The 24,226-nt window shown below is 67.3% G+C and carries 26 protein-coding genes; 14 read left to right on the top strand and 12 right to left on the bottom strand.

What is annotated here, in order from left to right; genetic code table 11:
* Window positions 1–49: 49 nt before the first annotated feature.
* The 3 genes from AC3A6P_RS17100 to AC3A6P_RS17090 all read right to left on the bottom strand — a co-directional run bounded on the left by AC3A6P_RS17100 (window position 50) and on the right by AC3A6P_RS17090 (window position 3,393).
* The gene (locus AC3A6P_RS17100) at window positions 50–703 is read right to left on the bottom strand and encodes an RDD family protein (protein ID WP_487692850.1); all 654 of its coding nucleotides are present in this window, start codon (window positions 701–703) and stop codon (window positions 50–52) included.
* A gap of 211 nt (window positions 704–914) precedes the next feature.
* Window positions 915–2,309 (bottom strand): cystathionine beta-synthase, encoded by a 1,395-nt coding sequence (locus AC3A6P_RS17095; RefSeq protein ID WP_487692849.1) that lies wholly within the window; start codon window positions 2,307–2,309, stop codon window positions 915–917.
* Window positions 2,310–2,340: 31 nt separating this feature from the next.
* Window positions 2,341–3,393: an alpha/beta hydrolase fold domain-containing protein gene (locus AC3A6P_RS17090; protein WP_487692848.1), complete on the bottom strand. Its 1,053-nt coding sequence runs from the start codon at window positions 3,391–3,393 to the stop codon at window positions 2,341–2,343.
* A 213-nt stretch (window positions 3,394–3,606) separates the two neighbouring features.
* Here AC3A6P_RS17090 and AC3A6P_RS17085 point away from each other — a divergent pair, with 213 nt between their 5' ends.
* Window positions 3,607–4,566 carry an SGNH/GDSL hydrolase family protein gene (locus AC3A6P_RS17085; protein ID WP_487692847.1) on the top strand — a complete coding sequence of 320 codons (960 nt, stop codon included), beginning with the start codon at window positions 3,607–3,609 and terminating at the stop codon, window positions 4,564–4,566.
* Between the two features lie 39 nt (window positions 4,567–4,605).
* Window positions 4,606–5,823, top strand: coding sequence for an acetyl-CoA C-acetyltransferase (locus AC3A6P_RS17080; protein WP_487692846.1), 1,218 nt, complete (start codon window positions 4,606–4,608; stop codon window positions 5,821–5,823).
* A 130-nt stretch (window positions 5,824–5,953) separates the two neighbouring features.
* Here the strand turns inward: AC3A6P_RS17080 and AC3A6P_RS17075 are convergent, their stop codons facing one another.
* Window positions 5,954–6,793, bottom strand: coding sequence for a Bax inhibitor-1/YccA family protein (locus AC3A6P_RS17075; RefSeq protein ID WP_487692845.1), 840 nt, complete (start codon window positions 6,791–6,793; stop codon window positions 5,954–5,956).
* A 166-nt stretch (window positions 6,794–6,959) separates the two neighbouring features.
* Here AC3A6P_RS17075 and AC3A6P_RS17070 point away from each other — a divergent pair, with 166 nt between their 5' ends.
* Genes AC3A6P_RS17070 through AC3A6P_RS17060 form a run of 3 tightly spaced genes read left to right on the top strand, consistent with a single transcriptional unit; the run spans window position 6,960 to window position 10,503 of the window.
* A complete protein-coding gene (locus AC3A6P_RS17070; RefSeq protein ID WP_487692844.1) occupies window positions 6,960–8,018 on the top strand; it encodes an enoyl-CoA hydratase/isomerase family protein in 1,059 nt (352 codons plus the stop codon).
* Window positions 8,019–8,025: 7 nt separating this feature from the next.
* Complete coding sequence (locus tag AC3A6P_RS17065; RefSeq protein WP_487692843.1) at window positions 8,026–8,802, top strand: enoyl-CoA hydratase; 777 nt, start codon at window positions 8,026–8,028, stop codon at window positions 8,800–8,802.
* Between the two features lie 9 nt (window positions 8,803–8,811).
* Window positions 8,812–10,503, top strand: a complete 1,692-nt coding sequence (locus AC3A6P_RS17060) for an alpha/beta hydrolase (protein ID WP_487692842.1) — start codon at window positions 8,812–8,814, stop codon at window positions 10,501–10,503.
* A 4-nt stretch (window positions 10,504–10,507) separates the two neighbouring features.
* Here AC3A6P_RS17060 and AC3A6P_RS17055 read toward each other — a convergent pair whose 3' ends face one another.
* Both AC3A6P_RS17055 and AC3A6P_RS17050 read right to left on the bottom strand, forming a co-directional pair.
* Window positions 10,508–10,891, bottom strand: a complete 384-nt coding sequence (locus AC3A6P_RS17055) for a rhodanese-like domain-containing protein (protein WP_487692841.1) — start codon at window positions 10,889–10,891, stop codon at window positions 10,508–10,510.
* Window positions 10,888–11,442 (bottom strand): cysteine dioxygenase, encoded by a 555-nt coding sequence (locus AC3A6P_RS17050; protein ID WP_487692840.1) that lies wholly within the window; start codon window positions 11,440–11,442, stop codon window positions 10,888–10,890. The genes AC3A6P_RS17055 and AC3A6P_RS17050 overlap by 4 nt, the downstream gene beginning before the upstream one ends.
* Before the next feature lie 119 nt (window positions 11,443–11,561).
* Between AC3A6P_RS17050 and AC3A6P_RS17045 the strand changes: the two genes are divergently transcribed.
* Window positions 11,562–12,002, top strand: coding sequence for a lipoprotein LpqV (locus tag AC3A6P_RS17045; RefSeq protein ID WP_487692839.1), 441 nt, complete (start codon window positions 11,562–11,564; stop codon window positions 12,000–12,002).
* A gap of 35 nt (window positions 12,003–12,037) precedes the next feature.
* Here the strand turns inward: AC3A6P_RS17045 and AC3A6P_RS17040 are convergent, their stop codons facing one another.
* On the bottom strand, window positions 12,038–12,643 hold the full coding sequence (locus AC3A6P_RS17040; protein WP_487692838.1) for a TetR/AcrR family transcriptional regulator: 606 nt from the start codon (window positions 12,641–12,643) through the stop codon (window positions 12,038–12,040).
* A gap of 63 nt (window positions 12,644–12,706) precedes the next feature.
* On the opposite strand from AC3A6P_RS17040, the gene AC3A6P_RS17035 reads away from it, so the two are divergent.
* Window positions 12,707–14,398, top strand: coding sequence for a CocE/NonD family hydrolase (locus AC3A6P_RS17035; RefSeq protein ID WP_487692837.1), 1,692 nt, complete (start codon window positions 12,707–12,709; stop codon window positions 14,396–14,398).
* Here AC3A6P_RS17035 and AC3A6P_RS17030 read toward each other — a convergent pair.
* On the bottom strand, window positions 14,388–14,756 hold the full coding sequence (locus tag AC3A6P_RS17030) for a VOC family protein (protein ID WP_487692836.1): 369 nt from the start codon (window positions 14,754–14,756) through the stop codon (window positions 14,388–14,390). The genes AC3A6P_RS17035 and AC3A6P_RS17030 overlap by 11 nt on opposite strands.
* 46 nt (window positions 14,757–14,802) lie before the next feature.
* On the opposite strand from AC3A6P_RS17030, the gene AC3A6P_RS17025 reads away from it, so the two are divergent.
* Window positions 14,803–15,774: a patatin-like phospholipase family protein gene (locus tag AC3A6P_RS17025; RefSeq protein WP_487692835.1), complete on the top strand. Its 972-nt coding sequence runs from the start codon at window positions 14,803–14,805 to the stop codon at window positions 15,772–15,774.
* On the opposite strand, the gene AC3A6P_RS17020 is transcribed toward AC3A6P_RS17025, so the two are convergent.
* A complete protein-coding gene (locus AC3A6P_RS17020; protein ID WP_487692834.1) occupies window positions 15,771–16,628 on the bottom strand; it encodes a patatin-like phospholipase family protein in 858 nt (285 codons plus the stop codon). The genes AC3A6P_RS17025 and AC3A6P_RS17020 overlap by 4 nt on opposite strands.
* A 159-nt stretch (window positions 16,629–16,787) precedes the next feature.
* Between AC3A6P_RS17020 and AC3A6P_RS17015 the strand changes: the two genes are divergently transcribed.
* Entirely contained in the window at window positions 16,788–17,099 is a 312-nt protein-coding gene (locus AC3A6P_RS17015) for a protein UsfY (protein ID WP_487692833.1), read from the top strand.
* Here the strand turns inward: AC3A6P_RS17015 and AC3A6P_RS17010 are convergent, their stop codons facing one another.
* Window positions 17,100–17,372, bottom strand: a complete 273-nt coding sequence (locus AC3A6P_RS17010; RefSeq protein WP_487692832.1) for a hypothetical protein — start codon at window positions 17,370–17,372, stop codon at window positions 17,100–17,102.
* 37 nt (window positions 17,373–17,409) lie between these two features.
* Window positions 17,410–18,477 (bottom strand): NAD(P)H-dependent amine dehydrogenase family protein, encoded by a 1,068-nt coding sequence (locus AC3A6P_RS17005; RefSeq protein ID WP_487692831.1) that lies wholly within the window; start codon window positions 18,475–18,477, stop codon window positions 17,410–17,412.
* A gap of 79 nt (window positions 18,478–18,556) precedes the next feature.
* Here AC3A6P_RS17005 and AC3A6P_RS17000 point away from each other — a divergent pair, with 79 nt between their 5' ends.
* The 4 genes from AC3A6P_RS17000 (at window position 18,557) to AC3A6P_RS16985 (ending at window position 20,710) form a co-directional block, all read left to right on the top strand.
* Window positions 18,557–19,747 carry a lipid-transfer protein gene (locus AC3A6P_RS17000; protein WP_487692830.1) on the top strand — a complete coding sequence of 397 codons (1,191 nt, stop codon included), beginning with the start codon at window positions 18,557–18,559 and terminating at the stop codon, window positions 19,745–19,747.
* Window positions 19,748–19,788: 41 nt separating this feature from the next.
* Window positions 19,789–19,938: a hypothetical protein gene (locus AC3A6P_RS16995; protein ID WP_487692829.1), complete on the top strand. Its 150-nt coding sequence runs from the start codon at window positions 19,789–19,791 to the stop codon at window positions 19,936–19,938.
* A 65-nt stretch (window positions 19,939–20,003) separates the two neighbouring features.
* On the top strand, window positions 20,004–20,336 hold the full coding sequence (locus AC3A6P_RS16990) for a YnfA family protein (protein ID WP_487692999.1): 333 nt from the start codon (window positions 20,004–20,006) through the stop codon (window positions 20,334–20,336).
* Between the two features lie 74 nt (window positions 20,337–20,410).
* Window positions 20,411–20,710 (top strand): hypothetical protein, encoded by a 300-nt coding sequence (locus tag AC3A6P_RS16985; RefSeq protein WP_487692828.1) that lies wholly within the window; start codon window positions 20,411–20,413, stop codon window positions 20,708–20,710.
* Between the two features lie 37 nt (window positions 20,711–20,747).
* On the opposite strand, the gene AC3A6P_RS16980 is transcribed toward AC3A6P_RS16985, so the two are convergent.
* Entirely contained in the window at window positions 20,748–21,956 is a 1,209-nt protein-coding gene (locus AC3A6P_RS16980; RefSeq protein ID WP_487692827.1) for a YncE family protein, read from the bottom strand.
* A gap of 813 nt (window positions 21,957–22,769) precedes the next feature.
* On the opposite strand from AC3A6P_RS16980, the gene AC3A6P_RS16975 reads away from it, so the two are divergent.
* Window positions 22,770–24,209, top strand: coding sequence for a PE-PPE domain-containing protein (locus tag AC3A6P_RS16975; RefSeq protein WP_487692826.1), 1,440 nt, complete (start codon window positions 22,770–22,772; stop codon window positions 24,207–24,209).
* The last annotated feature ends 17 nt before the right edge of the window (window positions 24,210–24,226 follow it).

Below are 24,226 nucleotides of genomic sequence, written 5' to 3'. Positions count from 1 at the left end.
ACGGTGCGGTTGCGGCCCGCGCGGATGCACGGGTCGAGTTGTCGAGGATCTAGAGGGGCAGACAGACCGTGGTCATGATCTTGTCCGCCAGGGTCTGGCGCTTGTTGTCCCACAGCGGGAACAGATAGCCGATACCGCAGATCAGCGAGTCGACCAGATGCGCCAGCTGCCGAACCAGTGAAAGCCCGAAACCCAGTGGCTGCCCGGTCTTTTCGCTGACGACCTTGAACTTCATGATCGACTTGCCGATGCTCGAGCCGGTGGTGCCCTGCCGGTAGCCGTAATTCCACAGCACGTAGGCCAACCCCATCAGACCGGCCAGTGTCACCGCTGTCTGCCCGATGGTGGAGGCGCCGCACACCTGGTTGTTGTAGGACTCGCCGAGGATCTCGCCCAACCCGGTGTCGGAGAAGTCAACGCACTCTTGGGTTCCCATCAACACGCCCCAACCGATGGCGATGATGACCAGATACGGGATGTAGTCGATCAGGAAGGCGAGCACCCGGGTGATCCACGGGGTGTACGCCGACGTCGGCAGCGGGCCGATACCGCTACCGGGGAACGGCGGGAACCCGTAACCCGGGGGCGGGTACGCCCCCGGCGGCGGATATCCGGGAGGGAAACTGCCCGGCGGCGGGAATCCGCCACTGGATGACGGAGGCGGATGGTTGCCGGGCGGCGGGCCTGGCGGTTGTTCGGTCATGACGCCTTCCAGTCACGGGTACCGCTAGCTGCATTCGAGCGGCCTTACAGTACCCGAGGAGTGCCCATGACAGCGCGGCAAAATGCAAACTTCATCGCGCTGACATTCAGCGCAACCGTTATGAATTCACGGTGGCCGGGAAGGGTGCCGCCATTCTTTGCCACAGCCCGGTTGACCACTGCCGCCAACCCGGTTTTCCCGGTGTGGGCGGCTATCGGCGCGCCGACCCGTCGGAGAGGTATCCCAGCAGGTCACTGCGGGTCAGTACGCCGACGGGTTTGCCGTCTTCGACCACCATGACGGCATCGAATTCACGCAGGTCTTTGGCGGCTGCGCTCACCAATTCGCCGGCGCCCACCAATGGCAAAGCCGGGCTCATGTGCTGGGCGACCGCGTCGGCCAATTTGGCGCGGCCTTCGAATACCGCGGACAGCAGCTCGCGTTCGGAAACACTGCCCGCCACTTCGCCTGCCATCACCGGTGGCTCGGCGCCGACCACCGGCATCTGCGAAACGCCGTATTCGCGCAGAATTCCGATGGCGTCACGCACCGTTTCCGACGGATGGGTGTGCACCAGATCCGGCAGTGCGCCGGACTTGCCGCGCAGTAGATCACCGACGGTCACCTCTTCGGTGGAACCGTCGAGGCGGCTGCGCAGGAAGCCATAGGACGACATCCAGTTGTCGTTGAAGATCTTCGACATGTAGCCGCGGCCCCCGTCGGGCAGCAACACGACGACCAGCGAATCCGGGCCGGCCTGTTTGGCCACCTCGATGGCGGCCACCACGGCCATACCGCAGGAACCGCCGACGAGCATGGCTTCTTCGCGCGCCAGCCGGCGCGTCATGTCGAACGAGTCGGCGTCGGAGACGGCGATGATCTGATCCGGAATCGAGGGGTCGTAGGCGCTGGGCCAGAAGTCCTCTCCGACGCCCTCCACCAGGTAGGGGCGGCCCGTGCCGCCGGAGTACACCGATCCCTCCGGGTCGGCGCCGACGACCTTGACGGCTCCGTCGGAAACCTCTTTGAGGTAGCGGCCGGCTCCGGTGATGGTGCCACCTGTGCCGACACCCGCGACGAAGTGGGTGACCTTACCGTCGGTGTCCGCCCAGATCTCCGGACCTGTTGTCTCGTAATGACTCTCGGGGCCGTGCGGATTGGAGTACTGGTCTGGCTTCCAGGCGCCCTCGATTTCCTCGACGAGGCGGTTGGAAACGCTGTAGTACGACGCGGGATCGTCGGGTGCCACCGCCGTGGGGCAGACGACCACTTCGGCGCCGTAGGCGCGCAGCACGTTGCGTTTGTCCTCGCTGACCTTGTCGGGGCAGACGAACACACACTTGTAGCCCCGCTGCTGTGCCACCAGCGCCAAGCCGACGCCGGTGTTTCCGGAGGTGGGTTCGACGATGGTGCCACCGGGTTTGAGCAGACCCTCGGCCTCAGCGGCGTCGATCATCTTGACCGCGATGCGGTCCTTGGAACTGCCGCCGGGGTTGAGGTACTCGATCTTGGCCACCACGGTCCCGGCGCCCTCGGGAACCACCGAGGTCAACTGGACCAGCGGGGTGTTGCCGATGAGTTCACTGATGTGCCGCGCGATCCGCATACCTACATCTTTGCCTACCCCGGCGAGGTGGTTACCCGGTGGCCTCGCGGATGTACTCCCCGATCTGGCGCAGCGACCGCTTGGCCTCGGGGACGATGGGCGCAAACAGCTGGAAATCGTGCACCTGGCCTCGCCAGACCCGCACCTCGGTCGGCACGCCCGCGGCGGCCAGCCGGCGCGCCGCCAGCCGGGCGTCGTGCAACAGCACCTCCGACCCGGACACGTGAATGAGCGTGTTGGGCAGGCCTGGCTCGATGTGGTCGAGGGGTTCGTAGACCTGTTCGGGTTCGCCGTCGACGATGTGCCTGGCGGCAGCGCGGGCCACGAGGCTGACCAACGCGTCGAACGCCTTCGGCGGGAACATCGCATCGGTTCTGATGTTCGGGTGCGCCTGTTTGGGCTCCTTGGCCAGCTGCAGCAGCGGGGAGATCGCCACCAGCGCGGCGGGCTTCTCCCCCTCGGCCTGCAGCCGCTGTGACAGCGCCATCGCCAGATAGCCGCCCGCGGAGTCACCGGCCAGCACGATCTGGTCGGGTCCGTAGCCGCGCAGCCGCAGCCAGGCGTAGGCGTCTCGGCAGTCGTCGACGGCCTGCCCGATGGTGTGTTTGGGGATCATCCGGTAGTTGACCACCAGCACGGGCGCATCGGCGGCGTGCGAGAGCGTGGTGACGATGCGGTTGTGGGAGTTCACCCCGCAGGTCAGAAACGCCCCGCCGTGCATGTAGAGCACGATGCGGCGCTTGCCGTCGGCCGGCAACACCCCCGGTGCACGGACCAGCTGGGCGTCGGCGTTGGGCAGGCCGATGGTGGCCCGCACCGTCCCGGCCTGTGGCAGCAGGGCGCGCGAGGCGAAATCGACCAGGCCCCACGGCCACGGCAGGTTGGGGACATAACTGGCCACGGCGAGTGTGGGTCTGACCGTCATGCGACAGGTCAGCGACACGAGGCGGGCTCGAATACTCGGTCCGGTCTCGATCACCTCGACGGGCGCGCCGTCGCTGACCGGGAACTTCCGGTGCCTGCGGACGGCCGGGGCGCCGACGGTGGCGCGCGGTGCGCCAGCGACTTTGCTGGGTGCAGTCATTTCAAACACTCCCCTACGTCGTTGTAGCGGCCTGTCAGCGCCGTGCTCCCGGGGGGCGATGGGACTGCCCTGTAGCCGGGCTATTTAGCTTGGCATCTCTATCGCTTATAACGTTGTAAGAGGCTGTTTTGATACCGCTGTTGGTATCAGACCGTGATTCTCCGGTCTCGTGGCGGTCATGTTCGCGTTGCTTTCGCACCTAAACTGTCGCTCGTGGGTACACGCGTCTCGCGTCGGTCAGCCCTCGCGGTTGCCGCGTTGGTGGGTTCGACCGGGGCTGTCAGTGTGGTCGGCGCCCGCAATTTCCTCAGCGGTCAGGCCGTCCGGGCGCGGGAGGTCATCCCGAAATCGTGGGATGTCCCGCCGCGGGCCGACGGGGTGTACACCCGCGGTGGTGGGCCGGTCGAGCGCTGGCAACGCGATGTCCCCTTCGACATCCACCTGATGATCTTCGGCGACTCGACGGCCACCGGCTACGGCTGCAAGAACGCCGACGAGGTGCCCGGCGTGCTGATCGCCCGCGGTTTGGCCGAACACTCGGGTAAGCGAATCCGGTTGAGCACCAAGGCAATTGTGGGCGCCACCTCGAAAGGCCTGTCCGGCCAGGTGGATGCGATGTTCGTGGCGGGCCCGCCCCCGGATGCCGCCGTGATCATGATCGGCGCCAACGACATCACCGCCGTCAACGGCATCGCCGCCTCGGCCCGTCGTCTCGGGGACGCCGTCAAGCGACTCCGCGCCAGCGGTGCGGTGGTGGTCGTGGGTACCTGCCCGGACTTCGGCGTCGTCACCGCGATCCCGCAGCCGCTGCGGTTCGTCACCCGCACCCTCGGGCTGCGCCTCGCGCGGCGGCAGGCCGCGGCGGTCCGCGCCGCCGGCGGGCTGCCGGTCCCGTTCGCCGACCTGGTCTCGCCGGAGTTCTACCAGGCCCCCGAGGTGCTGTTCTCCGAAGACCACTTCCACCCGTCCGCCGCGGGCTATGACCTCGCGGCCCAGCAGCTGTTACCGGGGTTGTGCTACGCGCTCGGCGAGTGGAGCGGCGAACTGCCGTGGGAGTCGCGCGGCGCCGAGAACCGCTCGCTGATCACGCGACTGCGGATGCTGGCCAGGTCGTGGCCGCGCCGCACCACCGGGGTGCCCGCACCCGTTATGGCCACAGCGGCTAGCGTTTGAGGCAACCAAGCACTTGTTCAAGTCGTGAAGGAGGCACCCATGCCTGAAGCCGTCATCGTCGCCACCGCACGGTCACCGATCGGCCGGGCGGTCAAAGGATCCCTGGCCTCCATCCGCACCGATGACCTGGCCGCCCAGATGGTGCGCGCGGTGTTGGACAAGGTGCCTGCCCTCGACCCCAAGGACATCGACGACCTGATCATGGGCTGCGCTCAGCCCGCCGGTGAGGCCGGCTACAACATCGGCCGGGCCGTGGCCGTCGAGCTGGGATACGACTTCCTGCCCGGCACCACGGTCAACCGGTACTGCTCATCGTCGTTGCAGACCACGCGGATGGCGTTCCATGCCATCAAGGCCGGCGAGGGTGACGTGTTCATCTCCGCGGGCGTGGAGGCGGTGTCGCGCTTCGGGATCGGTGCCGCCGACGGCGCTCCCAACAGCAAGAACCCGTTCTTCGACGAGGCGCAGGAGCGCACCGCCGAGCAGGCCGCAGGCGCCGACGAGTGGCACGACCCGCGCGCCGACGGCTTGGTACCGGACGTCTACATCGCGATGGGGCAGACCGCCGAGAACGTCGCCAACTTCACCGGCATCAGCCGCGAGGATCAGGACCACTGGGGTGTGCGGTCGCAGAACCGTGCCGAGGAGGCCATCAAGAACGGCTTCTTCGAGCGTGAGATCTCGCCCGTGACGCTGCCCGACGGCACCGTCGTCTCCACCGATGACGGCCCCCGGGCCGGCACCACGTACGAGAAGATCAGCCAGCTCAAGCCGGTGTTCCGGCCGAATGGCACCATCACCGCCGGCAACGCCTGCCCGCTGAACGACGGCGCGGCGGCACTGGTGATCATGAGCGATGTCAAGGCCAAGGAGCTGGGCCTGACACCGCTGGCGCGGGTGGTGTCGACCGGGGTGTCCGGGCTGTCGCCGGAGATCATGGGCCTGGGCCCCATCGAGGCCGTCAAGAAGGCACTGGGCAACGCGAAGTTGTCGCTGTCCGATATCGACCTCTACGAGATCAACGAGGCGTTCGCCGTGCAGGTGCTGGGCTCGGCCCGCGAGCTCGGGATGGACGAGGACAAGCTGAACGTCTCCGGCGGCGCCATCGCGCTGGGCCACCCGTTCGGCATGACCGGCGCCCGCATCACCGCGACGCTGCTGAACAACCTCTCGACCTACGACAAGACCTTCGGCCTGGAGACCATGTGCGTCGGCGGCGGGCAGGGCATGGCGATGGTCCTGGAGCGCCTCTCCTAACTCGTTCCCGCCGAGACTGCCGGGAGTGCGGGATGTCGACAAAAGCCGCACTGTCAGCAGTCTCGGCGGCAATACAAGGCAATACAAAAGGCCCGGTCCCTTTCGGGACCGGGCCTCTCTAGGTCTGGAGCTAGTCGTTCTGGAAGTAGCTCAGCAGACGCAGGATCTCGATGTACAGCCACACCAGGGTGACGGTCAGGCCGAGGGCGACGCCCCAGGCGGCCTTCTCCGGCGCACCGGCGCGGATCATCTGGTCAGCGGCATCGAAGTCGAGCAGGAAGCTGAACGCCGCCAGCCCGATGCACACCAGCGAGAAGATGATGGCGATCGGGCCGCCGTCACGCAGCGGGCCGGCACCGTCGGTGAACATCGCGAACACGAAGTTGCCCAGCGCCAGGACGAGCACACCGATCATGCCGGCGACGAGCATCCGGGTGAACTTCGGGGTGACGCGGATGGCGCCGGTCTTGTAGACCACCAACATGCCGAAGAACACGCCGAAGGTGCCGAGCACCGCCTGCGAGATCAGCGCGCCTGCGCTGGCGCCCTGGATGTTGAAGGTCAGCAGGAACGACACCGCCCCGAGGAACAGGCCCTCGAGCGCCGCGTAGCTGAGCACGATGGCCGGGTTGTCCTGCTTGCGGCCGAAGGTGGCGATCAGCACCAGCACCAGACCGCCGAGACCGCCCACCAGGGTGAACGGCATGGCGAGACCGGGGTTGGAGCCCACCATGAAATACGAAACAGCAGCGACGGCGGACAGCAGGACCAGCGTGATGCCGGTCTTGGTGACCACGTCGTCGATGGTCAGAGGCCGCGAGACACCGGTCTGCGGCGGGGTGGAGTACTGCTGCTCAAAGCCCTGATGTACCTGGGCCGTCGCGGCGCCGGCAGCACCGGAGCCAAATGTCGCGTACCCGCCCTGCTGCTTGGGCAGCGAGCGGAATACCGGGTTGCTGGATTCCCGCACCGTCGATTCCTTTCCTGTGAGGTCCCTGGAAGTCTTACACGAACACTGGCTCAACGAACAGAAACCTGCCATCGGTTCCCGTCTTCAAGGTCAATTCTCAGTGTTTTCTCGGTGATGAGGCTACCTGTGGGAGCCGTTCCGAGGTGCCGGGCCACGGGTTACTAGGATGTCCTACCATTGCACCGTGACCGACGAGATCCTCACCCGAATCGACGGCGGCGTCGGGTTCGTGACGCTGAACCGGCCGAAGGCCATCAACTCGCTGAACCAGAACATGGTCTCCCGCCTCACCGAGGTCCTGACCGCCTGGGCTGCCGATGACGCCATCGCGACGGTGGTGCTCGACGGTGCGGGCGAGCGCGGCTTGTGCGCCGGCGGCGACGTGGTGGCACTGCGGCGCAGCGCCCTCGAGGACGGCGCCGAGGCCCGCAGGTTCTGGTACGACGAGTACCGGCTCAACGGGCTGATCGGCCGCTACCCCAAGCCCTACGTGGCGTTGATGGACGGCATCGTGATGGGCGGCGGGGTCGGGCTCAGTGTGCACGGCAGCGTCCGCGTGGTCACCGACACCACCAAGCTGGCCATGCCGGAGGTCGGCATCGGCTTCATTCCCGACGTCGGCGGCACCTACGTGCTGGCGCAGACCCCGGGCGGGCTCGGCCTCTACGCCGCGTTGACGGGTTCGACGTTCACCGGGGCGGACGCGATCGAACTCGGTTTCGCCGACCATTTCGTTCCGCATGACAAGCTGACCGAGTTCAGCAGCGCCATCGCCACCGACGGTATCGACGCCGCACTCAGCCGGTACACCGTGCAGCCTCCGGCCAGCAACCTTGCCGCGCAACGGGATTGGATCGACGAGTGCTTCGGCACCGCCAAGGACCCCAAGCCGCTGCTCGAGATCGTGGCCGGTCTGCGCGGCCACGACGCCGGGCCGGCCAACGCCGCCGCCGACGTCATCGCCGGGCGCTCCCCCGTCTCGGTGGCCGTCACCCGCGAAGCCATCCGCCGGGCCGCCGATCACGAGACGCTGGAGGAGGCGCTGATCCAGGAGTACCGCGTCTCGTGCGCGTCGCTGCGCAGCCACGATTTCGCCGAGGGCATCCGCGCCCAGCTGGTCGACAAGGACCGCGACCCCAAGTGGTCACCGTCGTCCTCCGCGGCTGTCACCGACGCCGACATCGACGCCTACTTCCAGCCCGTCGATCCCGACCTGAGTTTCTAGGAGAACCATGTCCAGCTTCGAGACCATCCTCGTCGAGCGCGATGACCGCGTCGCCACCATCACCTTGAACCGGCCCAAGGCGCTCAACGCGCTCAACAGTCAGGTGATGGCCGAAGTCACCACCGCCGCAGCCGAACTCGACAACGACCCCGGTGTCGGCGCCATCATCGTGACCGGCAACGAGAAGGCCTTCGCCGCCGGCGCGGACATCAAGGAGATGGCCGACAAGTCGTTCGGCGAGATGTTCGGTTCCGACTTCTTCGCCGGCTGGGGCGCATTCGCCGCGGTCCGCACCCCGACCATCGCGGCGGTGGCCGGGTACGCCCTGGGCGGGGGCTGCGAGCTGGCGATGATGTGCGACATCCTGATCGCGGCCGACACCGCGAAATTCGGTCAGCCGGAGATCAAACTCGGCGTCCTGCCCGGAATGGGCGGTAGCCAGCGCCTCACCCGCGCGATCGGCAAGGCCAAGGCCATGGACCTGATCCTCACCGGCCGCACCATCGGCGCCGAGGAAGCCGACCGCGCCGGGCTGGTGTCACGGGTGGTGCCGGCCGCCGAGCTGCTCACCGAGGCCAAGGCCGTCGCGACCACCGTCTCCCAGATGTCGCTGCCCGCAGCCCGGATGGCCAAGGAGGCCGTCAACCGGTCCTTCGAGGTCACCCTGGCCGAAGGCATCCTGTACGAGCGGCGGCTGTTCCACTCGGCGTTCGCCACCGACGATCAGACCGAAGGTATGAACGCGTTCACCGAGAAACGCGCTGCAAACTTCACGCACCGCTAAAGTGCATGCGTGACAGTCACGGCCGCGGCTGAAGAACCCCAGGCAGAACAGGCCACCGCACCCGCTCGGGCGCCCTGGTGGGTGCGGCACTACACCTTCGTCGGCACGGCCGGCGGCCTGCTCATGATCTGGCTGTCGCTCACCCCGTCGCTACTGCCCCGCGGTCCGCTGTTCCAGGGCATCGTGAGCGGTGCGTGCGGCGCGATCGGTTACGGCCTCGGAGTTTTCACGGTCTGGCTGGTGCGGTTCATGCGCTCCAAGGAAACCAGTCCGCCGGCTCCCCGGTGGGCATGGCTGACCCTTGTCGTGGTGGGCGTCATCGGCCAGATCCTGATGATCATCTGGTTCCACCATTGGCAGGACGACGTGCGCGACCTGATGGGGGTGCCGCGGCTGGACCGGCTCGATCATCCTCTGACGGCGGTCATCGGCATCGTGGTGCTGTTCCTGTTCGTCGAGCTCGGCCAGCTGGTCGGCAGGCTGGTGCGGTTCCTGGTCCGCCAGCTGGATCGTGTTGCGCCGCCGCGGGTTTCGGCGACGGTCGTGGTGCTGCTGTTGGTGGCGCTGACCATCGCGCTCCTGAACGGTATCGTCGTCCGGTTCGCCATGAGCACGCTGAACAATTCGTTCGAAGCCGTGAACAACGAAGAGAGCCCGGACAACCCGGCTCCCGCCACCACATTGCGTTCGGGTGGGCCCGAGTCCCTGGTCAGCTGGTCGTCACTGGGCCACCAGGGCCGCAATTTCGTCGGCAGCGGCCCGACCGTCGCGCAGCTCAGCGAGTTCAACGGGGCACCCGCCACCGAACCGATCCGGGCGTATGCGGGGCTGAACTCCGCCGACGGCATCTACGCCACCGCCGAGCTGGCGGCCCGCGAATTGCAGCGCACCGGCGGCCTGGACCGGGCCGTCGTCGCGGTGGCCACCACCACCGGCACCGGGTGGATCAACGAGGCCGAGGCCGACGCCTTGGAGTACATGTACAACGGCGACACCGCGATCGTGTCGATGCAGTACTCGTTCCTGCCGAGCTGGCTGTCGTTCCTGGTCGACAAGGAGAATGCGCGCCAAGCCGGGCAGGCGCTGTTCGAGGCCGTCGACGGGCTGATCCGGGAGATGCCGGAGGCGCAGCGGCCCAAGCTGGTGGTGTTCGGCGAGAGTCTCGGTTCCTTCGGCGGCGAGGCGCCGTTCCTGAGCCTCAACAACATCATCGCCCGCACCGATGGTGCGTTGTTCTCCGGTCCGACGTTCAACAACACCATGTGGACCGAGCTGACCCGCACCCGCGACCCGGGGTCACCCGAGTGGCTACCGATCTACGACAACGGCGAAAACGTCCGGTTCGCCGCACGCCCCGAGGATCTGAACCGTCCCGATCAAGCGTGGGCCACACCGCGCGTGGTGTACCTCCAGCACGCCTCCGATCCGATCGCCTGGTGGAATCCGGATCTGCTGTTCTCCGAACCGGATTGGCTCAAGGAGCGCCGCGGTTACGACGTGCTGTCGAGCGTGCACTGGATCCCGGTGGTGACGTTCCTGCAGGTGTCGGCGGATATGGCCGTGGCCGTCGATGTGCCCGACGGGCATGGCCACCGTTACGTGCAGAGTGTGGTCGACGGCTGGGCGGCGGTCCTGCAGCCTCCGGGCTGGAGTGAGGAGAAGACCGCACGGCTGCGGCCGATGATGCACTCGGACGAATAGCCCGCTACGTCAGTTTGTCCAGCACCCCGGCCGCGGCCAACGCCTGGTAGCCGCCCACCACATCGGTGGCGCGGTGCAAACCGAGGTCGTGCAGAGCTGCGGCGGCCAGGCTCGAGGTGTAGCCCTCCGAGCAGAGGATCAACCACTCCACATCGTCACCGGTGGCTTCCGGGATCTTCGCATCGCTGGTGGGATCGCAGCGCCATTCGAGGTAGTTGCGTTCGATCACCAGGGCCGCCGGAACCTCGCCTTCGCGGGCGCGCAATGCCGCCGGACGGATGTCGACCAGCAGCGCCCCCCGGTCCACGGCTTCGGGCACGTCGGCGGCTTCGATCCGGTTCAGCCGCGCGCGGGCGGTCTCGAGGAGGGTGTCTACGCGGCTGGTCATTCCTTCTCCGGGTGATCGGTGAGTTCGGTGCGCTTGCGGCGCAGCGTACTCCGGTCGGTCACCTCGTAGTAGGACATGGCGGTCAGCGGCGGTGAGTAGGCGTGCACCGACAGTGTGGGCTCACTGATCGTGACGGGAGTGCTGGGCGCCCACACCACATCGTGCACCCAGCCGAGCGGGAAAGCGGCCTGGTCGCCGGCCTCGATCCGACGACGACGCAGTTGGCCTCCGTCCCAACGGAATTCGTCCAGCGCGCCGGACAACAGGGTGAGCGCACCGAGCGAGCCGCCATGATCGTGCAGCTCGGTGGCGTGGCCGCGCACCCAGCTGATCAGCCACACGTCCAGTTCGTCGTCACCGTGCACGCGGGTGAACCAGCGCCGGTCCGTCGGGACCCCGCCCGGCGGCAACAGGTGGTTGTAACGCCCTTCGAGGACGTCGTTGGCGGTGCGGTCGGTGGCATGCAGCAGATCCGGCAGACGCAGGCGGGTGGGTCCGGAGACGGACGGGATATCAGAGACGTGCAGGGGTGACGGCGCGACGACGGTCATGGGAATGAAGCTCCAGGAGACGGCAGCGGATGGGGTTGGGGTGGCTCAACGAGCCCGACAACACTCCCGGAATCCGATGCGCTTCATCACGTCGGACAGTGTTGCATAGATTGGTCGGCATGTGCAGCCACGTGCTTGCGGCCATCGGGGCCGGCGCGGTCATCCTGGCGGTCGCCGGGTGCTCGGGAGACGAACGGGGCGACGAGTCTGCGCCGGCCACGTCGAGCCCCACGACGACCTCGGATCTGCCGCCGTTGCCGGCCGAGCCCACCCCGCCGGAGGCCGTCGGGGTGTCCCCCGGCGGGGTCACCACCAAGGTGGATGTTCCGGCCGACGCCACGGAATCGCAGTACGGGCAGGCGTGCCGAGCAGCCAAGCTGTGGATGGAGGGTCAGCAAGGCGACCCGCAAACTCTGGCCGAGGCCTACCTCAAGGTGCTGCAGGCTCCGGGCGCCGTCGGTCCCGGCACGTTCGACACCACGTGGGCACAGCTGACACCCGCCCAGCAGGCCGGCGTGGTGATGGCCGTCAACGGTGCCGCCAACGACGAGTGCGGGTGATCGGCGAGTTCCAATCACGCTGAGCGGAAGCCCGCTCAACGACCCGTCAGATCGCCTTCGATGTACCGCTGCAAGGTGGGCGCCAGGGCGTCGACCGCCTCGGCTTCGCTCATCGACGCCACCGGTTCGATCTTCCACACGAACCGCATCAGCGCGAAGCCCATCAGCTGCGAGGCGATGAGTCCGCTGCGGACCAGTCGGTCGCGCTCGTCGGCGCCGAGCTGGGACACCCCCATCAAGCTGCGCTCCACCACGAGCCGCAGCTTTTCGCGGGTGCGGGGTTCGTGTGCCGCGGTCTGCAGCACCGCCCGCAGCGACGGGCCGATCTCGTCGTCGGCCCAGTTGGCCAGCAGCACTTCGACCAGAGCGCGGCCCAGTTCGGGCTGTGGGACCGTCCAGGTGGCTGCGACCCGCTCGAGGAATCGCGGTTCCGGTGCGGTGGCCGCGTCGAGCAGGGCCTCTTTGGAGCCGAAGTAGTGGTAGACCAGCGCCGGGTCGACGTCGGCGGCCCGCGCCACCGAGCGGATGGTGGTGCCGGCCCAGCCCGTTTCGGCGAAAGCGTCCCGCGCGGCCCGCAGGATGCGTGCCGCCAACACCCCTCGCTCGTCCCTGGGGCCGGGTGTTGCCGGCTTCTTCGCCATGGCTGTCATGGTAACCGCGAGTTTCCCGTTGCGTTGAGACTAGTTTCAACGTAGCGTGAAACTATGAGCGCCGACGCTGCTGCACCCGATCGCCCCTGGCGCCGGCCCGGCGCGCTGCGATACGCACTGACCCGCATTCACCGGATCGCCCGCCCCACGGTCGAGGTCTACGACCCGCCGCCTGGTTCGGTAGTGATCGACAACAACGTTGCGGTGACCGTGCGCGACGGCACCGTCCTGCGCGTCAACGTGTATCGGCCACCCGGCGACGGGCCCTTCCCGGTGCTGCTGTGCGCGCATCCCTACGGCAAGGACAACCTCCCCCGCCGACGCCGCTTCGGGCGCGGCTACACCATTCCGTTCCAGTACCGGGTCTTGCGACAGACCGCGCGGGTCCGGTTCTCGTCACTGACCAGCTGGGAGGCACCCGATCCCGCCTGGTGGACCGGACACGGATTCGTGGTGGTCAACTGCGATCTGCGCGGGTGCGGCACCTCCGACGGAGTGGGCTCGCTGTTGACCGGTGCAGAAGGTGAGGACACCCGCGATCTGATCGAGTGGGCGGCTTCCCAGCCGTGGAGCACGGGGGCGGTCGGGATGATCGGCGTCTCGTATCTGGCCATCTCGCAATGGAATGCCGCGGCGCACAAGCCCCCTCACCTGAAGGCGATCGTGCCGTGGGAGGGCATGACCGATCCGTACCGCGATCTACTGCGGCCGGGCGGCATCCAAGAGGTGGGCTTCGTGAAGATGTGGGCGCGGGGGCTGAAGAACAACCGGTTGACCTACGACATCGCGCAGCAGAACAAGAAACACCCGGTGCGCGACGAGTTCTGGGAATCGGTGACACCGGGCCTCGGCGCCATCGAGGTGCCCGCCCTGATCTGTGGCAGTTTCTCGGACAACAACCTGCACAGCCGCGGCTCGATCCGCGGATACCAGAACATCGGCTCCCCCGATCGGCATCTGTACACCCACCGCTCCGGTAAGTGGGCGACGTTCTACTCCGACGAGGCCCGAGCCGCACAGCTCAGCTTCCTGAACCGGCATCTGCGCAACGCCGAAGACCCGCCGCTGCCTGCGGTGCGCCTGGAAGTGCGCGAAAGCCGGGACCGGATCGCCGCGGTCCGCGACGAGGACAGCTGGCCGCTGCCGTCGACGCGGTGGACACCGCTGTACCTGGGCTCCGACGGGCTCACCACCGCCGTACCGCAGACCGCGGGTGCGATCAGTTTCGACACCCGCACCGGTGGCGCTCGCTTCGGGTGGACGGTCCCGTCCGACACGGAGCTGACCGGACCCATGACTGTCCGGCTGTTCGTGTCGATGACGGGTGCCGACGATGTGGACCTCTTCGTCGGCGTCGAAAAGTGGCGTGGGACAGAGTATGTGGCCTTCGAAGGGTCTTACGGCTTCGGCCGTGACCGGGTGACGACGGGATGGCTGAAGGCGTCGATGCGCGAACTGGACGAGGCTACGTCGACCCCCTTCGAACCGGTGCCCACCTACCGCCACCCCCGGCCCATGCACGCCGGTGAGGTGGTGCAGGTGGACATTCCGTTGGGCCCCTCGTCGACGCTGTTCCGGGCCGGCGAGCAGGTGCGCCTGGTGGTGGCCGGCCGGTGGCTGTGGCCGACGAACCCGCTGACCGGCCAGATGCCCGCCGCGTACGCACCGGGCCCGCGCGGCACGTGCACGCTGCAGTGGGGTGACGGGCGCGAACCGCGGCTGCTGGTCCCGGTGATCAGACGTTGAACACCAGACAGAACGTATGACCGGCCGGATCGCGGAACACCCGGAAATCGTTCTCGTCCAACGCATCTGTCACGCGGCTGGCGCCCAGTGCCAGCACCTTGGCCTGGGCGGCCTCGATATCGTCGACCTCGATGTCGAGATGGAACTGCTGCGAACCGCGCCGGTCGGGGAAGACCGGAGGTTCGTGCTCCGGGGCCAGCTGGAAAGCCAGCCGGCGGTTCTGCGGATCCGTCAGCACCACCCAGGTCTCGTCGTCGATCTGCACCTGCCCGCCGATCAGCTCGGCGTAGAACGCGGCCAGCAGCCGCGGATTCCTGCAGTCGAGCACCACGCTGCGAAGTTTCCCGATCACGGACACAGGGGTTACCCATTGCGGCTGCGGCGAATCACGCCAGAATGTAGCGATGCGGGTGGCGCTGTGCCTTGGCAGTGGTGGGGCGCGCGGCTACGCCCACATCGGGGTGATCAACGAACTGCTCGACCGCGGCCATCAGGTCGTCGGGATCTCCGGGTCGTCCATGGGCGCGCTGGTCGGCGGACTGTACGCCGCAGGCAAGTTGGACGAGTACACCGACTGGGCGAGGTCGCTGACCCAACGCGCGGTGTTGCGGTTACTGGATCCGTCGATCAGCGCGGCCGGCGTGCTGCGGGCCGAGAAGATCCTCGATTCGGTCCGTGACATCTTGGGCGACGTCACCATCGAGGACCTCCCGATCCCCTACACCGCGGTGTCGACCGACCTGATCGCCGGCAAATCGGTGTGGTTGCAACGCGGCCCGGTGGACGCCGCCATCCGCGCCTCCATCGCCATCCCGGGCGTGATCACCCCGCACGTGCTCGACGGCCGGCTCCTGGCCGACGGTGGAATCCTGGACCCGCTGCCCATGGCGCCCATCTCCGCGGTCAACGCCGACCTGACGATCGCAATCAGCCTGGCGGGCAACGATCCTCGCCAGCCCGCCGCCGCCGTCGAAAGCCGGGCGGGCACCGAATGGATGAACCGGGTGTGGCGCAGCACATCGGCGCTGCTGGACACCAAGGCCGCGCGGTCGGTACTCGACACCCCCTCGGCCAAGTCGGTACTGAGCCGGTTCACCACCTCCAGCGACGACGAGCTGGTGGACGCCGACAAGGAATCTCCCGCACCGAAGCTGGGCAGCTTCGAGGTGATGAACCGGACCATCGACATCGCCCAGGCCGCGCTGGCCCGGCACACCCTGGCGGCGTACCCGCCCGACCTGCTGATCGAAGTTCCCCGCACCGCGTGCCGCAGCCTGGAGTTCCACCGCGCCGCCGAGGTGATCGACATCGGGCAGGAATTGGCGGTCGCTGCGTTCGACTCGCTGCACCTACCGGACGTCGAGCCGTCGGCCTAACGGCTGATGAACTCGGCGACCGCCGCGGCGCAGCGCCGCCCCTGCGCTCGTCCGGCCACTGCAGAAGGCTTGCGGCACTGCGGGTCCAGCGGATTGGCGCCGAAGGCCGACAAGGCCTCCTCGTCGGCGAACAGCGCCAGCGTCGGCACAGGGAAAGCTCTGATCTCCTCGGCGGCGCCGCCGCCGAACGGGGACGGTGAGTTCTCCCCCGACGGCAGCAGCACCAGTACCGCGTCGCAGTCCGAGGCCACCGACATGTTGACGGTGCTGCCCACCCCGCCGTCCATGTAGCGCCGTCCCCCGATGGTCACCGGCGGCCACGCACCCGGCACCGCGCAACTGGCTGCCACCGCCTCCACCAGCGACACCCCGCTGTGGCGGTCGAAAACCGTGAGCTCGCCGGTCTCGACGTCGATACCGGTGAGCCGCAGCGTTCGGTCCGGCCACTCGTGGGACGGCAGCCGATCGGCGATCACCTGACGCCGGACCGGCTCGGCGACGGTGTCGGCCTTGGTGGCGATGGCCCCGATGCGCTGCAGCTTCTGCTCGCGGGTGGTGTCCGGCACCAGCATGGCCGTGATGAACAGCTCGGTGATCGCCTCGATTCCGATGCCGGGGTCGATCTCGCGGACCGTTCCCGCGACCTGCCGGTCGAACAGCTCCGGCAACGGCACACCACTGCTGATCTGGGCGGCGACCGCCGCCCCGGCGGAGGTACCGACCAGCACATCGCTGCGCAGCACCGCGGCGGCGGCTTCGGGTTCTTCGTCGGCGATGCCCAACAGCACGCCGGTCTCCCAGGCGATACCGGCCAGACCACCGCCGGCCAACACGAGTCCGCGCTTGTTCGTCACGGTTGTCGAGTGTGCCACTTCGGAATTGACGCTCGGTGACCGCTCGCCTCACCGTGATGAAAGGTCATGCCCGACCCTCAGCGCACCGTTTCAATTCAAGGCCGCCGGGTACGCACAAAACACCCGCAATCGAAGGGCGTCCAGACAAGGAGAGAGCCAATGGGTAACAAGGCCGATGATCCTGTCGATCATGTCCGGACCACACGCAAACATGCCGGCCAGAACATGAAGAACACCAGGGCATTCCCCGCCTTGATCGCCATCGGTCTGGCGGTGGTGTCGCTGGTGATCGGCTTGTTCGGGTTCGCCGCGGGCCACCCCATCCTGGGGGTCGTCGCAGTCGTCATCGCCGCGGTGCTGGCGTTCGCCGGCTTCGGCTGGCTGAGCAAGGAACGCCGGCGCGTGCGCCGGGTCGAGGCCGAGTACGTCAAGACCCACCCGGACGCGGACCGGCAGACACCCAGCAGCTGATCAGTGCTGCCGGTACTGCGCTTTGTAGATCAGCCGGCGCAGCTTGGTGCGGCGGGCATCCAACAGCCCGCCGCCCTTTGAGCTGGACCGCAGCAGCAGCATGCCCATCACCAACAACACCACTGCGGTCGCGGCGACGGCGACCGCACCACTGAGTACTCCGAGCGCCGCCGCGGTCAGGAAAATCCCCACTGCGGCCACACCCGCGAAAATCATCTCGAAACCACCGAGCACGGCGAGGTGCCGTGTCCACCCCCAACGTTTGGAAGACATGACGAGCGGATACCCGCCTCGCCGTTCGCCAACCACATCAGGGGTGTGCCGGTCTGGCCAGATGTGGGGCTGCCTTGGCGGAGAACAGCGGTAGATCGAAGTAGGTGGCGATCCCGGGCTTGGCGGCGCACACCGCCGGGATCGAGTTGACGCAGTGCGCGGCGGTGGCCACCACACCGGCTTCGTGCTCGTCGTCTGCACCGTATTCCGACTGGAAGCCCCTGACCACGACCGTGAAATCCGGGTTGCCCTTGATCTCCATCTCGTAGCGCTGACCCTCGGGGCCGAAATCCCAAGCCGGATCCAGGTTTTCCTCACCCATGAGCCAGTTCACCGTCACCCGGGCAACGGGCTCGCCGTCGACGAGCGCCTCCCAGTGGAATCTGCGGCCTGCTACCTGCCCTGGTTCGATCACGCCGATCGGCGAGTCGATGGGGGCCGTGGCCACCGCGATCTCCTGCGTGGCACGCACTTTCGGGTCTGCCCTGAATCCCATCCCGTCGACGATCATCCGCACCGCTTGAATGAATCCACCGTCGAGCAGCTTCTGCATCGGCCCTGAAAGTGCCTTGTCCGGGGTGTCCCCGAAACCCATGACATGGCGCACCACATCCGGTGCCAGATATGTGCGCAGATCAGAGAATTCCTCGGCCCGCACAAACGTCACCCCGGTGGACATCACCGACAGCAGCAACGGGAACTTCTCGCTGATCCCGCCGGGCGCGATACCCGTGCCGTGCAGCGTGGCGCCACCTTCGGCGCCGGCTCGAGCCAGCGCGGCGCCCTGGCGTTCACTCGGATAGACCCAACCGACGGGAGTGACGACGTTCTTGCCCGACCGCAGCAGGGCCGCCACCTCGTCGGGGTTGGGCAGCAGTGGAGCGTAGATCACCGCGTCGGCGTCCAGGGCCAGGATGTCGTCGACGCTGGTGGTGGCCCGGACACCCACCGGCTCCGTGCCGATGAGTTCGCCGACGTCCTTGCCGTCTTTGGACTCCGCGTGCACCCAGCATCCGACGAGTTCGAGGTCGGGATGTTCCAACACCCCTTTGATGGCGGCGACGCCCACGCCTCCGGTTGCCCACTGCACGACCTTGAGCGCCACCGAACCCTCCTGGAGACAGTTAGAACACGTTCTATTTAGGTCTACACGAAACCGGCTGCCATCTGTATGTTTTGTGCTCATGCCCAACAAAGTGTTCGTCGTCGGCGTCGGTATGACCAAGTTCGAGAAGCCCGGCCGCCGCGAGGGCTGGGACTACCCGCAGATGGCCAAGGAGTCGGGCACCAAGGCGCTCGAGGACGCCGGCATCGACTACACCGAGATCCAGCAGGGCTATGTGGGCTACTGCTCGGGTGACTCGACATCGGGGCAGCGTGCACTCTACGAACTGGGCATGACGGGCATCCCGATCGTCAACGTCAACAACAACTGCTCCACCGGATCCACCGCGCTGTTCCTCGCGGCACAGGCCATCCGCGGCGGGCTGGCCGACTGCACGCTGGCACTGGGTTTCGAGAAGATGCAACCGGGATCCCTGGGCGGCGGCGCGGATGACCGTGAGTCGCCGATGATGCGTCACATCGTGGCGCTCAACGAGATCGACGAGATGGCGTTCCCGGTGGCACCGTGGATGTTCGGCGCCGCCGGGCGCGAGCACATGAAGAAATACGGAACCACCGCCGAGCACTTCGCGAAGATCGGCCACAAGAACCACAAGCATTCGGTCAACAACCCGTACGCCCAGTTTCAGGACGAGTACACCCTCGACGACATCCTCGGCGCCCGGATGATCTCCGACCCGCTGACCAAGCTGCAGTGCTCCCCCACCTCCGACGGCTCCGGTGCGGCCATCCTGGCCAGCGAGGCCTTCGTCGACAAGCACGGCCTGGCCGGTCAGGCCGTCGAGATCGTCGGGCAGGCCATGACCACCGACTTCGCCAGCACCTTCGACGGCAGTGCCCGCAACATCATCGGTTACGGCATGAATGTGCAAGCGGCACAACAGGTGTACCACCAATCCGGGCTTGGCCCCGAAGACTTCCAGGTGATCGAACTGCACGACTGCTTCTCGGCCAACGAGTTGCTGCTCTACGAAGCCCTGGGACTGTGCGGCGAGGGTGAGGCTCCGGCGCTGATCGACAAGAACGACACCACCTACGGCGGCCGCTGGGTGGTCAACCCATCCGGCGGACTGATCTCCAAGGGCCATCCGCTGGGGGCCACCGGCCTGGCCCAGTGCGCCGAGCTGACCTGGCAGCTGCGCGGCACGGCGGACAAACGTCAGGTCGACGACGTCAGCGCCGCGCTACAGCACAACATCGGTCTCGGCGGGGCGGCCGTCGTCACCGCCTATCAACGCGCCGAACGCTGAGCACACCGGTTGGACCGCGCGGCAGCGGGTACGCGCCGCGCATGACATCACACGACAGCGGGCGTCCGGACGACACCACCGGCATCGACCCCGACGGCGATCCCGCTATGAAGACCAGCGGCGCCGGCACCCAGCCGGATCAGGCCGAAGGCGATGACACCCCACCGGAAACCAAGCCCGCGCACCGGTGATTTCGGCGCGCGGATACCGCGCAGCGCCTATCGGTGGGCCCTGATCGCATAGGTTGGCCGCCGTGATGGTTGCCAAGTCGGTCCTGTTGTTCGCAGTGGCGGCGGTATTCGAGATCGGCGGGGCCTGGCTGGTGTGGCAGGGCGTGCGCGAACATCGCGGCTGGGTGTGGATCGGGCTGGGTGTCGCCGCGCTGGGCATCTACGGATTTGTCGCCACTTTGCAGTCCGACGCCAATTTCGGTCGCATCCTGGCCGCCTACGGCGGGGTGTTCGTGGCCGGATCCCTGGCATGGGGCATGGCGCTGGACGGCTTCCGGCCCGACCGCTGGGACGTGACCGGCGCCCTCATCTGCCTACTCGGCGTCGCGGTCATCATGTACGCACCGCGTGGGGCTTGAACAGCAACGTTCCACAGCGGCGCAGCGATGTATTTTCAGTAGTGATCGCCGGGGTGCAATCCAAGGAGACGGTTATGCGTACGGCAATGACAATCGCAGCGCTGGCGACGGCCGGGTTCGGCCTGCTCGCCGGTCCGGCCGGGGTGGCAGCGGCAGATCAGACCGCCGCCGAGACCATTGCGAATCTTCAGGCCCAGGGCTACACCGTCAACATCGACCGGGTGGGCGCCGGACCGCTGGCCGACTGTGTGGTGACCAATGTGCGGAATCCGCAGACCAACAGCGAGTACGTCGGCGTCGTCGGCGACGATGAACCCGGCGCGGTCCGGGTGATCACCAGCCAGACGATCTCGGTCTCGCTGAACTGCACCTAGCGCCGGCCTCGTCCCTCGGCCGGCATCGGTCGCTCCGCTAGACCCCCGCGCGCTCCAGCTCTCGTGCCGCCGGACCCGCCAGAGCCTCCGGCGTCGCCATCCGGGCCAGCAGCGACGGCGTGGCCGAGGCCACCGAGTAGAGCGCCACGCGCCCCTCGAAGTCGGCGATGTAGAGCCGGCTGCCGTCCACGCTCTCGGCGACACACGACGGCGCCGCTCCGGTATCGATACCGTCCACGATCTCGTGGGAGTTCGCGCAGACCACCACGACGGATTCCTCGGTGACGACGTACACCCGGTCGCCGACTGCGCTGAGCATCAGCTGTCGAACGGCGCTGCCGACCGACACGGTTCCCAGCAGACGACGCGAGCGCATGTCCACCGCGTCCACCAGTCCCCCGGCCTGTGCATCGTCGGTGGCCACCCACACCGTGGCGCCGTCGTGACTGACAGCCAGGCCGCGGATGGGTTCGACAACGGTCAGCGAGTCGATGACCCGCAGCTCCGCGGTGTTGATCGCCACCAAGCGGCCGCCGAGTTGGTCGGTGGTGGTCACGAACAAGGTGCGTCCGTCACCGCTGAGGCGCAGGGTGTGGGCCGCCTCGCCGGGCCGGCTGATCAGCTCGACGATCCGGACCCCGCCGGTCGTGGTGTCGATGACCGCGACATCGGCGCCGTCATCGCCGGTCCGGGCGACGTACACCTGGCGGCCTTCACGGTCCACCACGACGTCCTGCACGGTGTCGCTCAACGGGTGGCTACCCACCACCGACTCGGCGTCCAGCACGGCCACCACGTCCTGTCCGCAGTCGAGCGCGCTGACGTAGGCGCGCCCCTGCGTGACGGTCAGCGCATAGGGCTCGGGCACGTCGGTGATGGTCGACACCACCGAGAGTGTGTGACCGTCGAGGACTGCCACGGCGTCGTCGGCGAAGTTCGCGACGTAGAGGCGGCCGTCGAAAGCGTTGGCCGCCATCGCGGTGATGGCACCCGATCCGACGGCGGCGCGACCGACCGCAGCGAAGCTGGTCTCGGCGCCGTCGACGGAACGGGCAGCGCTGCCGACCACCGGCTCGGCAACTTCTGCGGCAACCTTCGGCACCCGGTGCAGGTGCGACCGCAGCATGTTCGTCGGCATGGTGTGCGGGGCGGGGCGCCAGTGCGCCTTCCGCTGGCCGCGGTCGGCCTCGACCAAGCCGCTGATCGCATCAGTCACATCGTCCACATTCGCCACTTTGTTTGCCATGTTGTCCAGGCCTTCCTTGGTGACGGTCGCGGCAGTGTCGCGTTTCCCGTCTTGTAGAGCGCCACGTGGGCGCTGATCCCGGTCGAGTGTAGCCGCGCAAAACGGCGTCATTTCCGTTCCTGACAAACCTGGTGGTCAGTCGGGCGGAATGCATTCAGGACCTGCTCAGACCATGCCGTTATGCAATCGTGTTGTTTGCTGGCAGCTATCTGCTTCACGCCTTTGACAAGCATTGACGTCGATACAGCTAACCGCCCGGCGCAAATTCTTCGACTACTCTTAATTATCAAATTCTTAGCTTCGCAAAGAAAATGAGGCGCGAATCACACCCCCCGTTTCGAGCGTGTCCGACGCACACCGCCCGCAGCGCTGGTAGCGGGCCCGTCACCACTAATTCGGCGTATCGCAGACCGCCTCAGGGAGTTTCTGGGTCGTTCGCTGGCGCCGCCGCCTCCGGGAGAAGGAGGCGCTACGGATTCCGTGGGAATCCGCGGATGCGTGTCCGGATCAGGCCGCCGTTGCAGAGCCGACGACGGTGCAGGTCAGCGCGCCGCGCGCGCTTCGCGGCGCAATTGCGGACCCAGGACGCACCGAGGCGGGATCCGCAAATCGCTTCAGGGTGATGAACGGAGACTGAATCCGTAGCCAACGGCAAACCTAGCTGATGACCACGGCGCGACAACCCTGGCAAAGTCCGCGTCGCCGGAACATGCCACGACAGCCGTCTTGATGTCGTCCGTTCGTACGATATTCGGGCCGAACCGCCACCACGGGCATTATGTTCACGCTGACTCGTGATTTTCGGAGGCGAGGATGGCGACATACGGCGCAACACCACGGCGGATCGGCAGTGCGTTGCTGGCACTGGCCGCAGCCGTGGTGCTCGGCGGGGCACCAGCGGTCCCCACACCCACAGCCGCTGCCGTAACGGCGCTGGTCATGGGCGGCACCGATCAGCCCAGACCCGCCGAGCTGGGCGACTACCTGCCGAAAGTTCGCCAGTACTTCCTGGACCCCGAAACGTCGTGCGAGATCGCTGATTGCCGGCTGCAGGGCGTTGACTACCCGGCCGAGTTCTGGCCGGTGCCGCAGTGGGGCGGCTGGGAAGCACTGACCTACGACCGCTCCGCAGCCGCTGGCGTGGTCAGTATGGAAACCGCACTGCGCGAACAGCGGTCCGCGTATCCCGACGAGGCCGTGGTCCTCTTCGGCAGCTCGCAGAGCGCGACATCGGTCACCGAGGTGAAGCGCCGTCTCGCCTCCGCACCTCCAGCGCTCCGGGACAACCTCGAGATAGTCCTGATCGGGAATCCCCACCGGCCCAACGGCGGCCTGCTGGCCCGCTTCTACCCCCTGACCATTCCCGTCCTGGAGTTCACCGCCAGCGGCGGGACACCCACGGATGTGGGCATCCCCACCACAGACATCGCCTTCCAATACGACATCGCCGCGGATTTCCCGCGTTATCCGCTCAATCCGTTCGCCCTGCTCAACACGATCATCGGCATCAACGTGCACGGCGATTACCTGCTGGCCCGCAACGGCTACACCGAGGAGGAGTTCCAAGCGGCGATCCAGGACCCGAACAACCGACAGACTCTCGGCGACACCACCTACGTGACGATCCCGATCCGCAACCTGCCCCTGGTACAGCCGCTGCGGGATCTGGGCGTCGCGCTGGGTGCCACCGCCATCACGGAACCACTTGTGGCACTGATCGAACCCACCCTGCGGGTGCTCGTAGAGCTGGGATACGACCGCGAGATCGAATACGGCGTCCCCACCACCTTCGGGCTTTTCCCGCGCATCGACCTCGCCGAGTTGGGCGCCGATCTGGTCACGGCATTCGACACCGGCCTGCGGGACGCGCAGGCGAAAATCAGTGCGGCACAGACACCACCACCACCGGAACAACCGCAGCGTCCCACCGTGGGCGTCCTCAGCGCGCCGGAGCCGGAGCCGGACACCGCCATCGAGCCAACCGTCGAGCGGGGCAGCACTGCTGCGTTACATCGCCCGGATCGCGACCGACGCGACCCTGAGGTCCGCCGGCTCGCCGAAGAATCCCCGACCGGTACCGACCCGGCCGAACCCGACGGCCCGGCCGACGACGATCACGGCGATGCGGAGGACGCGCGTGACGAGCACGCTTCGACGGAGAGCACCGCGGATGCGCCCGACACCTCCGACGACACCGAGCCGGACACCTCGCCGTCCCGGGAACACCGGTCCGAGACCGGCAGGGCGGCCTGACCCCACCGCGGGAATCA

Source organism: Mycobacterium sp. Soil_C_30 (assembly GCF_057656995.1).
This window is presented reverse-complemented; position numbering and strand designations above follow the sequence as displayed.

What these genes read in the sequence shown, in the direction of transcription:
- AC3A6P_RS17000 (WP_487692830.1), top strand. Translation starts at nt 18,557, where the DNA reads ATGCCCAACAAAGTGTTCGTCGTCGGCGTCGGTATGACCAAGTTCGAG.
- AC3A6P_RS17045 (WP_487692839.1), top strand. Translation starts at nt 11,562, where the DNA reads ATGTGCAGCCACGTGCTTGCGGCCATCGGGGCCGGCGCGGTCATCCTG.
- AC3A6P_RS17070 (WP_487692844.1), top strand. Translation starts at nt 6,960, where the DNA reads ATGTCCTACCATTGCACCGTGACCGACGAGATCCTCACCCGAATCGAC.
- AC3A6P_RS17080 (WP_487692846.1), top strand. Translation starts at nt 4,606, where the DNA reads ATGCCTGAAGCCGTCATCGTCGCCACCGCACGGTCACCGATCGGCCGG.
- AC3A6P_RS17050 (WP_487692840.1), bottom strand. Translation starts at nt 11,442, where the DNA reads ATGACCGTCGTCGCGCCGTCACCCCTGCACGTCTCTGATATCCCGTCC.
- AC3A6P_RS16990 (WP_487692999.1), top strand. Translation starts at nt 20,004, where the DNA reads ATGGTTGCCAAGTCGGTCCTGTTGTTCGCAGTGGCGGCGGTATTCGAG.
- AC3A6P_RS17010 (WP_487692832.1), bottom strand. Translation starts at nt 17,372, where the DNA reads ATGTCTTCCAAACGTTGGGGGTGGACACGGCACCTCGCCGTGCTCGGT.
- AC3A6P_RS17095 (WP_487692849.1), bottom strand. Translation starts at nt 2,309, where the DNA reads ATGCGGATCGCGCGGCACATCAGTGAACTCATCGGCAACACCCCGCTG.
- AC3A6P_RS17025 (WP_487692835.1), top strand. Translation starts at nt 14,803, where the DNA reads ATGCGGGTGGCGCTGTGCCTTGGCAGTGGTGGGGCGCGCGGCTACGCC.
- AC3A6P_RS17090 (WP_487692848.1), bottom strand. Translation starts at nt 3,393, where the DNA reads ATGACTGCACCCAGCAAAGTCGCTGGCGCACCGCGCGCCACCGTCGGC.
- AC3A6P_RS17100 (WP_487692850.1), bottom strand. Translation starts at nt 703, where the DNA reads ATGACCGAACAACCGCCAGGCCCGCCGCCCGGCAACCATCCGCCTCCG.
- AC3A6P_RS16995 (WP_487692829.1), top strand. Translation starts at nt 19,789, where the DNA reads ATGACATCACACGACAGCGGGCGTCCGGACGACACCACCGGCATCGAC.
- AC3A6P_RS17040 (WP_487692838.1), bottom strand. Translation starts at nt 12,643, where the DNA reads ATGGCGAAGAAGCCGGCAACACCCGGCCCCAGGGACGAGCGAGGGGTG.
- AC3A6P_RS17035 (WP_487692837.1), top strand. Translation starts at nt 12,707, where the DNA reads ATGAGCGCCGACGCTGCTGCACCCGATCGCCCCTGGCGCCGGCCCGGC.
- AC3A6P_RS16985 (WP_487692828.1), top strand. Translation starts at nt 20,411, where the DNA reads ATGCGTACGGCAATGACAATCGCAGCGCTGGCGACGGCCGGGTTCGGC.
- AC3A6P_RS17065 (WP_487692843.1), top strand. Translation starts at nt 8,026, where the DNA reads ATGTCCAGCTTCGAGACCATCCTCGTCGAGCGCGATGACCGCGTCGCC.
- AC3A6P_RS16975 (WP_487692826.1), top strand. Translation starts at nt 22,770, where the DNA reads ATGGCGACATACGGCGCAACACCACGGCGGATCGGCAGTGCGTTGCTG.
- AC3A6P_RS16980 (WP_487692827.1), bottom strand. Translation starts at nt 21,956, where the DNA reads ATGGCAAACAAAGTGGCGAATGTGGACGATGTGACTGATGCGATCAGC.
- AC3A6P_RS17015 (WP_487692833.1), top strand. Translation starts at nt 16,788, where the DNA reads ATGGGTAACAAGGCCGATGATCCTGTCGATCATGTCCGGACCACACGC.
- AC3A6P_RS17055 (WP_487692841.1), bottom strand. Translation starts at nt 10,891, where the DNA reads ATGACCAGCCGCGTAGACACCCTCCTCGAGACCGCCCGCGCGCGGCTG.